We start from the raw sequence: 13694 nt of genomic DNA on the forward strand, positions 1-13694 counted from the left end.
GTGGTCGGTGACGCTGCTGAGCGGGTCGTCCAGGCGACTCGGACCCAAATGGCCCGGACCGCGGCGGCCAGGGCGCCCAGGCCGAAGAAGGAGAAGCCCGAGACGCCGCAGGACCGCCTGAAGAAACGGGTCGCCGATGAGCTGGGCTTGATGGAAAAGGTCCGCCAGGGCGGGTGGGGCAACCTGACCGCCGCCGAGACCGGGCGGATCGGAGGGATCATGACCAGACTCACCAGGCGGGGTCTTTTGAAGCCGGAGGAAATGGCTTCGGCGGGGGAGAAGGTTTAGAGGGTAGGGCGCTGTGGCTGTGTCGCGGGCCGACCGGGCCCCGGGCCAATCGCCCGATCTTCAAGCAGCCGTCCCCGCAAAGGTCAAGGGCCTGCTACCCAAGCAGGCCCTTTGTCACACCCCTGAGCGACTTGCCATATAGTAAGCTAGCAATGGCTCGGGGGTATGTCGTTTGTCCCTTCTTTCCTCAGCCGTCCTGGCCCTGGCTCTGAGCCTGGATAGCCTGGGCGTCGGCACGGCCTACGGTTTCCGAAGGATCCGCGTGCCCATCTCTTCCGTCCTCCTCATCAGCCTGACCTCGGGAGCCGTCTTCGGCCTGGCCATGCTGGTCGGACGGCTGGTCTCGACGGTGGCCGCGGCCCATCTGGCCAAGGTCATTGGTTCCGCCTTCCTGATCGTCCTTGGCACCTGGGTCTTCGTCCAGGCCTGGGCCGAGCGGGCGGCCCACCGGGGCGAGGCCGGGCAGGACGGCCGGGTCGAAATCGCCTCCCTCTATCTGCGGTCGGCGGGGCTGGTGGTCAAGATCCTCCACGACCCGACCGCCGCCGACGTCGATCATTCCGGGGTAATCACCCAGTCCGAGGCCTTCATCCTCGGCCTGACCCTGGCCTTGGACTCGGCCGGCGCCGGGTTCGGCGCCGCCCTGGCCGGCTGGATGCCCCCATGGACGCCGCTCTTTGTCGCCCTGGCCGGATTCGTCTGCCTATCGGCCGGTCTCCTCTGCGCCTCGCGGGCCTCCGAATCGACGTTCCTGGTGGAGCAACGGCTGGCCGGCTTCCTGCCGGGTCTGGTCCTCGTCGGACTGGGGGTCTGGAGGCTGATTTGAGGGACTTCCAGACGGCCGAAACGTGGCGCCGTACCGCACCGCGCCACACCGCGCCGCACCGCGCCACACCGCGCCACACCGCGCCGCACCGCATCGCCCGTGGACAAGCCCGGCGACGGGCAGGATACCGCGAAAACCCGCCGAAATATCGACTCAGTGGGAGGGGGTCACCGCATGCCGACCGCGCGGGCTGCCGCCGTGGAGTACCTGGCGGCAGCTGTTCAGTTTGAGCCGACCATCTTCGACAAGGCGGGCAACCTCGAGCGTCTGGAGGCCCTGGTGGCCGAGGCGGCCGAGGCCGGCGCCCGGCTCGTCGTCCTGCCGGAGATGGCCACCACCGGCTACGTCTTCACCGGGCGTGAGGAAATCAAGGACCTGGTCGAGCCGCTTCCCGGCCCGACCACCAAGTTCCTTGCCGGGCTGGCGGCCAGGCATCGGGTCCACTTGGTGGCCGGATTGGCGGAGGTCGACCCGACCACCGACTTCTACTACAACTCGGCGGTCCTGGTCGGTCCGGACGGGGGCCTCGCCGGCCGCTACCGGAAGCTCCATTCATTCATCAACGAAACCGCCTGGGCCAAGGACGGCGACCTCGGGCCGATCGTCATCCCGACTGAGCTGGGCCGGATCGGCCTGCTCATCTGCAATGACGCCAACTTCTTCGAGGCGGCCCGGCTGGAGGCCTTGGCCGGCGCGGACCTGATCGCCTTTCCCACCAACTGGCTCGGGCCCGCGCCCAGCCGAAAGTGGCGGGCCAGGGCCCTGGAGAATGGCGTCTACCTGGTCTCTGCCAACCGCTGGGGGACCGAACGGGGAGCCAGGTTCGCCGGCGGGAGTTGCGTCATCGACCCCCTTGGTGGGCTGGTCGGAGTCCGCGAGACCGGGGACGGGGTGGTCCTTGGCCGGATCTCCCTCGAACTGGCCAGGCACAAGGCCCTGGAAGGAGTGGGCGACCGCCTGACCATCCGGCGTCCCGGGGAGTACCACCGGCTGGTCATCCACTCCCACCTATGGCACCATCGGCACACCTTCGGCCGGTTGTCGACCGGGAAGCCGCTGGTCGGCGTGGTCCAGGTGGGCGGCGACGACGCCCTCGCGGCGGTCCGGCGGATGCTGGGCGAGGCGGTCGCGGGCCCGGGCACGGACCGCGCCCCCGACCCGTTACCCGCCCCCGACCTCGTCGTCCTTCCCGACCTATCCGGCGTCGCCCCGGCCGAGGCCCTGCCGACGGGCCCCGTCTTCCAAGAGGTCCTCGCCCTGGCCCGCCGGCACGGGACCTTCATCGTCTACGGAGCCCGGGAGGTCGATGGCGGGCGCCGTTTCCGGACCGCCATCCTGGTCGGCCCCGACGGGCTGCTCGGGCGCTACCGCTCCATCCATGTCACTCCGGGTGACAGACTCGACCCCGGCGACCTCGGCTTTCCCGGATTCGACCTGCCCTTCGGACGAGTCGGGCTGCTCCTGGGGGCCGACCTCTATGTCCCCGAGGCCGCCCGTTGCCTGGCCAAGATCGGGGTCGACCTGATCTGCGTGTCGGCCGCCCTGACCCGCCCAGAAGCCGAGAGCCACATCCTGGCCGAGGACCGGGCCACCACCGACCATGTCTACCTGGCCATGGCTAACCTGACCGGACTGGGTCCCGGGAGCGCCATCTACGCCCACGCCGAGGCGGAGCAACCCTCGCCCGAGGTCCACCTCCCGCCCGAGGGCGACGGGTACGGGCAGATCAGCCTGGAGATCGCCGACGACTCCCCGGTCCGTCAGAAGGAGTACCTACGCAAGCTCCAGCCGTTTTGGTACACCCCGCTCGTGCGGCCGGGCTCACCCGGCCGGGGCGGTCGCGAGTCATGAAGGGCGGGGAGAAGATGGGAACAGGTCGACCGGCCCAAGGCGTCGAGCGGATTACCGGGGGCGAGCCGGCGCCGAGGAAGACCCGTCTGACCATCCTCGGACGTTGTTCTCCCTTCCCGGGCACGGCCGGGGGGTGTCCCGGCTACTTGCTGGAGAGTGGCGGGGTCAAGGTCCTCGTCGACTGCGGGCCCGGCACCCTGGGGCGCCTGGCCCCCCGGCTGAAGGATCTGAGCCACCGGTCCACGACCGCCAGTCCCTATGCGGGTCTCGATGCCGTGGTCGTCAGTCACCTCCACGCCGACCACTTCAGCGAATTGCTCAGCCTCCGCTACGCTATCGACGCGGACATCCGCGACGGGTATCGGAAGGATCGGCTGGCCGTCCACGTCCCGCCTGAGCCCGAGGCCGAGCGGGCGGTCCTCGATTATCCGCGAGCCCTCGACCTGGCGACCATCGACGAGTCCAGTCAGTTGGCCATCGGCCCCCTGGCGTTCAGCTTCAGACGGACCAATCACCCCGTCCATTGCCTGGCGATGAAGATCCGGGCCGGCGGGTCGACTCTGGTCTACACGGCCGACACCGGCTGGGACGACGACCTCATGGTCTGGGCGGGTCATCCGTCCAGCCCGGACCTGCTTCTCGTGGAGGCCAGCCTGCAGGAGGCCAGCGCCCATCGGCGCGACCTCGGCCACCTGACCGCCCGCGAAGCCGGGTGTTTCGGGCGGGGGACCGGCGCCGGGCTGACCATCCTGACCCACCTCTACCCGGAGTTCGACCTCGAAGTCAGCCGGCGTGAGGCCGAGAAGGGGGCCGGGTCGGCCCGGACGGTCATCCCGGTCGAGGGTCAGGAATTCACCTTCTGAGCCGAGGCCCAGGTCCCCGGGTTAACAGGAAAGCCCACCGTCGGATAGAATAGACGTTAGCTGAAGGGAGAGATGACCAATGGAACTGTCCCAGCGGGTGAGGCAAATCGCCCCGTCGGCCACTCTGGCCATGGATGCCAAGGCCAAGCAGATGGAGAAAGACGGGTTTGAAGTCGTCAACTTCACCGTCGGCGAGCCGGACTTCGACACCCCGAAGTTCGTCAAGGAAGGGGCTCAGAGGGCCATCGAGGAAGGCTTCACCAAGTACACGGCGGCGGCGGGAATCATGGAACTCCGCCAGGCCATCTGCAAGAAGCTCAAGGACGACAACGGCCTCGACTTCAAGCCCAACCAGATCGTCACCTCAAACGGGGCCAAGCACTCCCTGTACAATTCCTATCAAGCCCTCTGCAACCCGGGCGACGAGGTCATCCTCCAGGCCCCCTACTGGGTGAGCTACCCCGAGATCATCAGGCTGGCCGGGGGCGTCCCGGTGGTCATCGAGACCGGCGAGAAGGACGGCTTCAAGATGACCCCGGCGGCCATCGAAGCCAAGTTGACCAAGAAGACCAAGGTCATCAACCTCAACAGCCCCGGCAACCCGACGGGCGCGATGTACAACGCGGCCGAACTCAAGGCCATCGCCGACTTGGCCGTGGCCCACAATCTGTACGTCGTCAGTGACGAGGTCTACGAGAAGCTGGTCTACGACGGGCTGACCCATACCAGCATCGCCAGCTTCGGCCCGGAGATCAAGGCCCGGACGGTGGTCATCAACGGCCTCTCCAAGGCCTACGCGATGACCGGCTGGCGGATGGGCTACTGCGCCTGCGAGCCCGAGCTGGCCCAGGCCATGTCCAACCTGCAGGGCCACATGACCTCCAACCCCAGCTCGATCACCCAGCGGGCGAGCCTGACCGCCCTGACCGGACCGCAGGAGTTCGTCCGCGAGATGGTCAAGGAGTTCGCCCGTCGCCGCGACTACATGGTCGAGCGGATCAAGACCCTGCCCGGCTTCAGCACCGTCACCCCGCGGGGCGCCTTCTACGTCTTCCCTAGCGTCAAGGGGTGGATCGGGCGCACCGCCGGCGGCGTGAAGATCAAGACGGCCGACGACCTGTCCGCCCTCATCCTGGAGAAGGCTCAGGCGGCGACTGTCCCCGGGAGCGGGTTCGGGGCCCCCGACTACATCCGCTTCTCCTACTCGACTTCCATGCAACGGATCAAGGTCGGTTTCGACCGCATTGAGAAAGTCCTCAAGGAGTTGTGGTAGACACGGAACCGTCGACCGCCGTCAAGGCCGGCCTCGCCCGGCTCGGGCGCGAGGACCTGGCCGTCATCGGCCTCGGCCGGAATAACCTGGCCCTGGTCCGCTTCCTACTGAGGCAGGGGGCCCGGGTGACCGTCTTCGACCGCAAGAGCCGGGCCGACCTGGCCGCCCGCTTGGCCGAACTGGGCCCGGACCTGAAGGACAGCCCCCGCCTGTCGCTCTCCGTCGGCCCCGGGTACCTCGACCGGCTCAGGGGCTTCGACCGCGTCTTCCTGACCCCGGGGATGAAGAAGGACCTTCCCGAGATCAAGGCCGCGGCCACGGCCGGGTCGGTCATCACCGGCGACTTCGAGCTCTTCTTCGCGTTCTGCGCCGCCCCGATCACGGCCATCACCGGCAGTGCCGGGAAGACCACCACGACCACCCTCTGCGGCCTCATCCTCCAGGCGCAATACGCCGGGCAAAAGCCCGTCTACGTAGGCGGGAACATTGGCCGGCCGCTGATCGACCGGGTCCTCGAGATCCCCCCGGAGGCCGAGGTCGTCCTCGAGCTCTCCAGCTATCAGCTCCAGTTGGTGACCCGCAGCCCGGAGGTGGGGGCGATCCTCAACCTGAGTCCGAACCACCTCGACATCCACGCCTCGATGGACGAATACACCCAGGCCAAGGTCAACGCCATCCGGTTTCAGGGTGGCGACGGCTGGGCGGTGCTCAACTACGATGACCGGACCACCCGCTCCATCGGCCTCTCCCGGACCCACCTCGAGAAAGGGGCCGGTCCCGAGCAGACCGGGCCGGGTGTGGCCTGGTTTTCCACCGCGGCCGAGGCGGACGAACTGCCGGCCACCCCCTTCAAGGGCCCGGCGCCGGTCGCCGTCCTCGGCGGTCCGGACCGCCGGGACCTGAAGGTCCGCGGTCCCGGACGACCCCTGACCCGCGTCTGTTCGCGTTCTGAGCTCCTCATCCCCGGCGAGCACAACGTCCAGAACGCTTTGGCCGCCTCGGTCGCCGCGGCCATCCTGGGGGCCGGCCCGGAAGCCATGCGCCACGTGCTGACCACCTTCCGCGGCGTCGAGCACCGGCTGGAACTGGTTCTCGACCGCGGCGGGGTGCGCTACATCAACGACTCCATCGCCACCACCCCGGAGCGCACCGAGGCCGCCCTGAAGACCCTGGGTCCATCGGCTCCCCTGGTCATCATCCTCGGCGGCTACGACAAGCACCTTCCGTTCGACGAGATGGCCCGGCTGATCGTCGAGTCGGGTTGGGTGAAGGCGGCCGTCCTCACCGGGGTCACCGCCGGCAAGATCGACGAGGCCCTTGAGCGGGCCGCGTCCGACCTTGGCAAGCCGCGGCCGGCCGGGCAGACCGCACCCTCCTTCGACGAGGCCGTCCGGGCGGCGGCCGGGTATGTGGGGCCGGGCGACATCGTCCTCCTGTCGCCGGCCTGCGCCAGCTACGATGCATTCAACAACTTCGAGGAGCGGGGGGCCCGCTTCAGGGAACTGATCCGGGGGTTGGCCCCCTGACCCGACGAACCCGACGATCGCTAGACTCTGAGGCCGGCCCCGCCGTGGCCCGGCCTCTCTCATTCGGCCGACGGGAGGCCTTTCCGATGCCTGCCACCCCGGAGATCATCGCCGCCCTCAACGCCCGCCTGGCCCAGACCTACGGCCCTCGCCCCCTGACCCCGAGGGGCGACGCGGTTTCCGAGCTCATCTTCACTGTCCTTTCCCAGGCCACCAACGACCGTAACCGCGACCGCGCCTACACCGCCCTCCGCCGGGCCTTCCCGACCTGGGAGGAAGCCATGGCGGCCGACCCGGGTGACGTCGCCCGGGCCATCGCCCCGGCCGGACTCGGCCCACAGAAGGCCCCGCGAATCATCGACATCTTGCGCCGGATCGCCGCCGACCCGCGCTCCGGCGGCCGGCCCGACCTCGCTTTCCTGGGCGGCCTCGACGACGACGCGGCCTTCTCCTATCTAACCGCCCTGCCCGGCGTTGGACCGAAGACCGCCGCCTGCGTGCTCCTGTTCGCCCTGGGGCGACCGGTCTTCCCGGTCGACACGCACATTCATCGCCTGGCCGGCCGCCTCGGCCTCGTGCCGCCGAAGGATGGCGCGGCCAAGGTCCAGGAAGCATTGAAGGCGGTCGCTTCCGGCCGCGCCGCCGAATGTTACGCCCTGCACGTCAACATGATCGCCCACGGTCGCGCGGTCTGCCGCCCGCGCCGCCCGGACTGTGACCATTGCTCCTTGTCCGACCTCTGCCGTTCGACTGCGGATTCGCCGACCGCGGATTCGCCGATGACCACGTGCCAGTCAAGCCGACGTGGTAAGCGCGAATAAGGGGTTGACAGACGCACGTTTAGGGTGATAGATTGACTCTGGAAGACTGAGAAGGCCCGAATCGACCCCCAACCGACCTTGCTTCTCGATCTCAGTGTCCGGGGGGACCGCGGCCTTCATTGATTTTATCAGGGAGTCTTACGGCCCGGGTGGGGAGGTGCCGGACACGGCTCACGCCAGCGAGTTCATGGGACGCCGGGTGCTCGACTCGGAAGGCCGAACCATCGGGCGCCTCGTCGACCTGGTCATCGGCTGCGGACCCAGCCCGTGCGTCTCCCGCCTCCGGGTGCGCACGCCGAAAGGCCTGCACCACATCCACTGGGACCATGTCAAGGCCAGCGATCCCCTGACCATCGACCCGGAGCGGCTGGTGCCCGTGGCCGGCGGTCCCGAGCTTAGGCCGGACGAGCTTCTCCTGTCCGGTGACATCCTCGACAAGCAGATCGTTGACACGCAGGGCTTCAAGGTCCGGCGGGTGAACGATGTGCGGCTCGAGAAGGCCGGCAAGCGGATGGTCGTAGTCGCCGTCGACATCGGTCTGAAGGGCTTCGCCAGGCGGGTCGGCGGCCTCGGGCTCCTCCGCCTGATCGACCTGATCAGAGGGCGACCATGGGTTGACACCGAGATCCCCTGGACCTTCGTCCAGCCCCTGGGTGGTTCTGAGAGTTCTCTCCGGCTCACCCGGCCCTGGCCCGAACTGGCCAAGCTCCACCCGGCGGACCTAGCCGACATCGTCGACGACCTCGACCGCCACGAGCAGATGGCCCTCTTCCGCCACCTCGACAACGATCAGGCGGCCGAGACCCTGACCAACGTGGAGGACGGGGAGGTCCAGGAGAAGATCCTTGACGACCTGGGCCCCGAGCGGGCCTCCGACATCATGGAGGAGATGCCCCCGGACGATGCCGCCGACCTCCTCGGCGACCTGCCTAAGTACAAGGCGGACAAGATCCTCGGGGGCATGGAGAAAGACGAAGCCGCCGAGGTCAAGGAGCTCCTCGGGTACCCCGAGGAGACGGCCGGCGGTCTGATGACCACCGAGTACATCGCCCTGCCGAGTCGACTGACCTGCGGGGAGACCATCGAGCTTCTCCGCCAGCAGTCCCCGGGCGCCGAGCTCATCTACTACCTTTACGTCGTCGACGGCGACGAGAGCCTGCTCGGCGTCCTGACTCTCCGCGACCTGATCGTCTCCCCACCGGAGACGGTCATCTCGGCGGTGATGAAGAGCCCGGCCATTTCGGTCAACGTCGCCGACCACCAGAGCGAAGTGGTCGAGGTCATGGCCAAGTACGACTTCCTGGCCGTCCCCGTCGTCAAGGACGACGGTACGCTGGTCGGGGTGGTCACCGCCGACGACATCATGGATGTCGCCCTCGAGGCCCCGCGGCCCCTGCGCCGCTGGCGGCGCTGACCCGCACCGAGCGCGCCGAACGGCCTCCGCGAGATCGCCCCGCACGACCCTCAGATCCAGAGAAAGGACGAGTGCTTCCATGGATTCGGACTCCGGCGGTAGTAGTCACAACGGCCTTCGCCCCGATGATCGGCACTTTAACACGCTGAAGCACACGACCGACCTCACAAAGCGCACCCGTCCGGGGCGGTAAGAGCGGCGACGATCGTCACCCGCCGCGCCCCCGGTCCGGCCATCCGGCCGGTGCGCGACCGAAAGCGGGTGATTCAAATGAACAGGACCCTGGCGTTGACCCGCCAGAGGGCGCAGAGCACCTGGCGGAACATGCTTCTCTTTCTGGCCGTGCTCGGCCCGGGGATCATCACCGCCTTCGTCGACAACGACGCCGGCGGCATCACCACCTACTCGGTGGCGGCCGCGACCTACGGCAACCGGATCCTGTGGACGGTCATCCCGATGACCATCGCCCTGGTGGTCTGCCAGGAGATGAGCGCCCGGATGGGGGTCATCACCGGCAAGGGCCTGGCCGACCTGATCCGCGAGAACTTTGGAGCCAGGACCACGGCCGTCCTCATGGGTTCCCTCCTCCTGGCCAACATGGCCAACACCGTCTCCGAATTCGCCGGTGTGGCCGCCGGGGCGGAGATCCTCGGCATCCCGCGCTGGGTATCGGTCCCCATCGGGGCCCTGCTCGTTTGGATGCTCATCGTCCGCGCCAGCTATCGCGCGGTGGAGAAGGTCTTCCTCGTTCTCTCGTTCTTCTACATCGCCTACATCATCTCGGGAGTGATGGCCCGGCCCGACTGGGGCGTGGTCGGCCGTGCCGCCATCACCCCGAACTTCACTCTCTCCCGGTCATACGTGATCATGCTGATCGGTCTGGTCGGTACGACCATCGCCCCCTGGATGCAGTTCTACCTCCAGTCGTCGGTGGTCGAGAAGCGCATCCGGGTCGAGGAATACCGCTATTCCCGGCTCGACGTGATCGTCGGCTGCCTCGTCACCGACGTGGTCACCTTCTTCGTCCTGGCCACCGTGGCGGCGACCCTCTTCACCCACGGGGTCAAGGTCGAGACCGCCCGTGACGCCGCACTGGCCCTGGCCCCCCTGGCCGGGAAGTACTGCGCCGTGCTCTTCGCCTTCGGACTGATGAACGCCAGCCTCTTCGCCGCCTCGGTCCTCCCGCTGACCACGGCCTACTACGTCTGCGAGGCCGTCGGCTGGGAGGCCGGGGTCAGCCGCAAGTTGGGCGAGGCGCCGGTCTTCTTCGGCCTGTACACGGCGATGATCGTCATCGGGGCGGCCGTGGTCCTCATCCCCGGAGCGCCGCTGATCTTCCTGATGCTGGTGTCGCAAGTCATCAACGGCCTCCTGCTCCCCTTCATCCTCATCTTCCAGCTCGCCTTGATCAACAACCGGAGGATCATGGGGAGGTACGTCAACTCGCCCCTGCAGAACAGCGTCTCCTGGGCGACGACGGTGATCATGATCGCCATGTCGGTGGTCCTCGTGGGGGTCAGCCTCTTTCCCGGGTTGGGCGGGGGCGGTTGAGCCGAGCCAGCGAGCGGCAACCGCCAACCGCGTCGCCAAACTGGTCGGCAGACCCATCTTCAAGAACCTCTCATCCAGACTGAACCTATGGATCGCGGCCAAGCGCCGCGGTCCTTTTTGTGGCCCATCGCCAGGCTGGGACAAGAGCCAACAAGTACCGACTCATTCGACAAGGGCCGGGCGCCCATTATTGCTTTGACCTGGCAGGAGTTTGTCGCGCGACAGCCAATAGCGTTAAAAATCCCACGGCGGGGAGTAGATCATCGATGGGCGGCAGATTGCCGCCGAGTCTCGAGGACGGGTCCGCGAGGACAAGGTCTCGACCACCCCCGGGATGCCGCCGCGCTCGGGGACGGCCATCGCCACCGCCGCCGGCAAGCCGGCCATCGTCGCCGAATCGGGCGACCGCGGCCTATGTGAGGAAGAGGCCGTCCAGGTCCATGTGAGAGGGGTCCGCAACATCCTGTCCCTCCTAGGGGTCCTCGACGGGGGTGTCAGGCCGGAGGACGTGCCGCTGCGTCCCAACTCGAGGTTCGTCTGGCAGCGATCCAATCACCTGGGCATCTTCTACCCGGCGGTCAAGCTACTCGAACGGGTCCAAAAAGGTCAGGTCCTCGGGCACGTCAGAGACCACTTCGGGGAGCCCCTCGAGATCGTCACCGCGGCGGCCGACGGCGAGATCCTCTTCATCATCACCTGCCCGCCGGTCGCCCGGGGGGACTCGCTCCTGGCCATCGGGACCGAGCGCTGAGGGCCGCCGAACCTTCATCATAGGCCGCCGAGCACCCCCGCCACCAGGACGACCAGGATCACCGCCGGGGCCACGTACTTCACGACGACGTTGAACCACCGAGCCACGTGGAGGCATCCCGGGGATCGGTTGATCTCCCCCCGGGCCTCTTCGGCTCCCCAGCGCCAGCCGACGAAGATGGACAGGGCCGCCGCCAGGACCGGCAGGCAGATGGAGAAGATGAGGAAGTCCTCAAAGTCGAAGATGTTCCGACCGAGGATCCTGACCTCGGCTAAGGGGCCGAAGGCCAGGGCCGGTGGGACCGCGGCGATCAGCATGACGACCAGGATCAGGGGCACGCCGACCCTCCGGGACAGGCCGACCCGTTCCTCGACGAAGGAGGCGGCCACTTCCATGCTGGTCACCGAAGAGGCGAAGCCGGCCAGGAAGAGGAGGGCGAAGAAGAGGAAAGAGACCAGGTGACCGGCGGGCAATCGGTCGAGGAGCGAAGGCATGGTGACGAAGGCCAGGGCCGGACCCTCCCCGGGATCGGCCCCGAAGGTGAAGACGGCGGGGAAGATGACGAAGCCCGCCAGGAAGGCGATGGCCGTGTCCAGGAAGGTGATCCAAAGGGCGTCACCGAAGATGGGCTCGCGGCGCCCGAGGTGGCTGCCGAAAACCGCCCAGCCGCCCATGCCGATGTCCACCGAGAAGAAGACTTGGCCGATGGCCTCGAGCACGCCCTGCGCGCTGAGCGTCCCCGGGCGGGGGGTGAGGTAGAAGGACAGGCCGCGCCCGGCTCCGGGCAGCCACAGGCCGTAGATGGCGAGACCGCCGACGATCAGCAGGAGGACGGGCATGGCCATCCGGCAGAACCGTTCGATCCCACGAGTCACCCCCCGGACCAGGATGGCCCCGGCCAGTCCCAGGATGAGGGCATCGAGGGTGAGGATGGCGGCCGGGTTCGAGCGGACGGCGCTGAAGAGCCCGCCCATGCTCCGGAGATCCGCCCCGACGAAGCTCCCCGCGGCCCCGTGCCAGGTGTACGAGAGCATCCAGCCGACCACGGTGGAGTAGTATCCCATCGAGATCACTTCGAAGACGACGAACCCGACCCCCAGGAGCGGCCAGGCCGACCGAGGGGCGAGGAGAGCCAGTGAGCCGGTGGCCTCGCGGCGGGCCCGGCGGCCGAGGGCGAGTTCGGCGGCCATCAGCGGGACCCCGAAGACGGCGGCCACCACGAGGTAGGTCAGGAGGAAGGTCCCGCCGCCGTAGCGGCCGACGAGATAGGGGAAGCGCCAGAAATTGGCGATGCCGACGGCCAGGGCCGCCCCGGAGAGGACGAAGGCGAGGCGGGATGACCAGTTCTCACGGGCTTCGCCGGGCACACCGATTCCCCCCACTCCTTCGACCTCCGACCTAGCCTTACGATTCTATTCCCGGGCCGGTGGAGGGTATGCTGGCGGCGACGAGCCTTCCGCCCGGGGGGCGGGGCCCGGGGGGGTGGAACTCGCATCCATGGTTTCCCTTTTCGCCGCCCGAATTCGGTTCGTGGGAATGACCAAGATCCGTCGGGTGCCGTCGAGACGATGCGGTTGGTCGCCGAAAGGGTCGTCGCCCTCAGCAAGGAGTCCTGACCGGCGCCCCCGCGCCCCATGGCCCGCCGCCAAAGACCGGCTCCCTACACCCATAATCGGCGCTTGGCTCTCGAAACCACCATATCGGGAGGGGCATGGATTGACATCGAGCCTCATCGAGGACATCGCCGTCATCGAACACCTCGGCTGGAAATGGGGTCTCGCCCTGCAGAAGACGATGGGCGACCTGACGGCCAAGGGCGGCCTGACCGAGCCCCAGTACATGGCCTTGATGGCCATCGCCGAGACGGCCAACCGCCAGTTGACGGCCGGGGAGATCGCCCACCGTCTGATGGTCAAGTCCAGCACGGCGACGGACCTGGCCGATCGGCTCGAGACGGCCGGCCTGATCGAGCGGCTCCGGATCAAGGCCGACCGCCGGGTCGTCCTCTGCCATCTGACCGACAAGGGACGGGCCACCCTACAGAACGTGGCTGAACGGCGGACGGAGTTTTTGATGAAGGCCTTCGAGGGCCTGGATCACGCCCGGATCAGGGCGGCGTTGGAAGCCCTGATCCCCTTGGCTGAGCGGGTCACCGCCCTGGGACGCGAGCTTTGAGCAGCCCCACCCGCGGGCGCGACTGAGCGTCCCAGGCCGCCTCGAGTCGATGCGATTTGCACGAAGAGGCCGGGATCAGGCGATCCCGGCCTCGTTGCGTGTACGCCCGGCATGGGCGTTCTCTCGGAGGGGAAAGTCCTCTGCGGAGGCTGGCAGTGCCAACCGCTAGCCGAAGGCAAGGGTGTCCGCCGTGAGGCGGAATCTGAAGGAAGCTGGAGGCAAAATCCTGGCCCGAAGAACATGAACCGCGTCAGGCCAATCGTGCTCGGGCGAGCCCGCATGACAGGGTTAAGCCCGATACTGCCAAGGGGCACGGGGGTAAACGCGGCGGGCGTGGGAGGAAAGAGAGCGTTCT

Annotated in this window: 12 protein-coding genes; 11 read left to right on the plus strand and 1 reads right to left on the minus strand. The window is 67.9% G+C overall.

What is annotated here, in order from left to right; translation table 11 throughout:
* The 10 genes from VGL40_09620 to VGL40_09665 all read left to right on the plus strand — a co-directional run bounded on the left by VGL40_09620 (position 1) and on the right by VGL40_09665 (position 11164).
* The gene (locus VGL40_09620; protein ID HEY3315515.1) at positions 1–288 is read left to right on the plus strand and encodes a small, acid-soluble spore protein, alpha/beta type; all 288 of its coding nucleotides are present in this window, start codon (positions 1–3) and stop codon (positions 286–288) included.
* 172 nt (positions 289–460) lie between these two features.
* The gene (ytaF, locus tag VGL40_09625) at positions 461–1114 is read left to right on the plus strand and encodes a sporulation membrane protein YtaF (GenBank protein HEY3315516.1); all 654 of its coding nucleotides are present in this window, start codon (positions 461–463) and stop codon (positions 1112–1114) included.
* Positions 1115–1288: 174 nt separating this feature from the next.
* Entirely contained in the window at positions 1289–2965 is a 1677-nt protein-coding gene (locus VGL40_09630; GenBank protein HEY3315517.1) for a nitrilase-related carbon-nitrogen hydrolase, read from the plus strand.
* A gap of 14 nt (positions 2966–2979) precedes the next feature.
* Positions 2980–3828 (plus strand): MBL fold metallo-hydrolase, encoded by an 849-nt coding sequence (locus tag VGL40_09635; GenBank protein ID HEY3315518.1) that lies wholly within the window; start codon positions 2980–2982, stop codon positions 3826–3828.
* 79 nt (positions 3829–3907) lie between these two features.
* A complete protein-coding gene (locus tag VGL40_09640; protein HEY3315519.1) occupies positions 3908–5101 on the plus strand; it encodes a pyridoxal phosphate-dependent aminotransferase in 1194 nt (397 codons plus the stop codon).
* On the plus strand, positions 5095–6627 hold the full coding sequence (murD, locus tag VGL40_09645; GenBank protein ID HEY3315520.1) for a UDP-N-acetylmuramoyl-L-alanine--D-glutamate ligase: 1533 nt from the start codon (positions 5095–5097) through the stop codon (positions 6625–6627). Before VGL40_09640 ends, murD begins: the two co-directional genes overlap by 7 nt.
* Positions 6628–6713: 86 nt before the next feature.
* Positions 6714–7448, plus strand: a complete 735-nt coding sequence (gene nth, locus VGL40_09650; protein ID HEY3315521.1) for an endonuclease III — start codon at positions 6714–6716, stop codon at positions 7446–7448.
* A gap of 157 nt (positions 7449–7605) precedes the next feature.
* The gene (locus VGL40_09655; GenBank protein ID HEY3315522.1) at positions 7606–8862 is read left to right on the plus strand and encodes a CBS domain-containing protein; all 1257 of its coding nucleotides are present in this window, start codon (positions 7606–7608) and stop codon (positions 8860–8862) included.
* 270 nt (positions 8863–9132) lie between these two features.
* A complete protein-coding gene (locus VGL40_09660) occupies positions 9133–10413 on the plus strand; it encodes an Nramp family divalent metal transporter (GenBank protein ID HEY3315523.1) in 1281 nt (426 codons plus the stop codon).
* 334 nt (positions 10414–10747) lie between these two features.
* Positions 10748–11164 (plus strand): succinylglutamate desuccinylase/aspartoacylase family protein, encoded by a 417-nt coding sequence (locus tag VGL40_09665; protein HEY3315524.1) that lies wholly within the window; start codon positions 10748–10750, stop codon positions 11162–11164.
* A gap of 17 nt (positions 11165–11181) precedes the next feature.
* On the opposite strand, the gene VGL40_09670 is transcribed toward VGL40_09665, so the two are convergent.
* Positions 11182–12546 carry a sodium-dependent transporter gene (locus VGL40_09670; GenBank protein HEY3315525.1) on the minus strand — a complete coding sequence of 455 codons (1365 nt, stop codon included), beginning with the start codon at positions 12544–12546 and terminating at the stop codon, positions 11182–11184.
* A 334-nt stretch (positions 12547–12880) separates the two neighbouring features.
* Between VGL40_09670 and VGL40_09675 the strand changes: the two genes are divergently transcribed.
* Positions 12881–13339, plus strand: a complete 459-nt coding sequence (locus VGL40_09675; protein ID HEY3315526.1) for a MarR family transcriptional regulator — start codon at positions 12881–12883, stop codon at positions 13337–13339.
* Positions 13340–13694: the final 355 nt, after the last annotated feature.

The sequence above is a fragment of the Bacillota bacterium genome, from assembly GCA_036504675.1.
GTDB lineage: Bacteria > Bacillota > Sulfobacillia > JAJYWN01 > JAJZPE01 > DASXUT01.

What these genes read in the sequence shown, in the direction of transcription:
- VGL40_09630 (HEY3315517.1), top strand. Translation starts at nt 1,289, where the DNA reads ATGCCGACCGCGCGGGCTGCCGCCGTGGAGTACCTGGCGGCAGCTGTT.
- VGL40_09635 (HEY3315518.1), top strand. Translation starts at nt 2,980, where the DNA reads ATGGGAACAGGTCGACCGGCCCAAGGCGTCGAGCGGATTACCGGGGGC.
- VGL40_09640 (HEY3315519.1), top strand. Translation starts at nt 3,908, where the DNA reads ATGGAACTGTCCCAGCGGGTGAGGCAAATCGCCCCGTCGGCCACTCTG.
- nth (HEY3315521.1), top strand. Translation starts at nt 6,714, where the DNA reads ATGCCTGCCACCCCGGAGATCATCGCCGCCCTCAACGCCCGCCTGGCC.
- VGL40_09660 (HEY3315523.1), top strand. Translation starts at nt 9,133, where the DNA reads ATGAACAGGACCCTGGCGTTGACCCGCCAGAGGGCGCAGAGCACCTGG.
- VGL40_09665 (HEY3315524.1), top strand. Translation starts at nt 10,748, where the DNA reads ATGCCGCCGCGCTCGGGGACGGCCATCGCCACCGCCGCCGGCAAGCCG.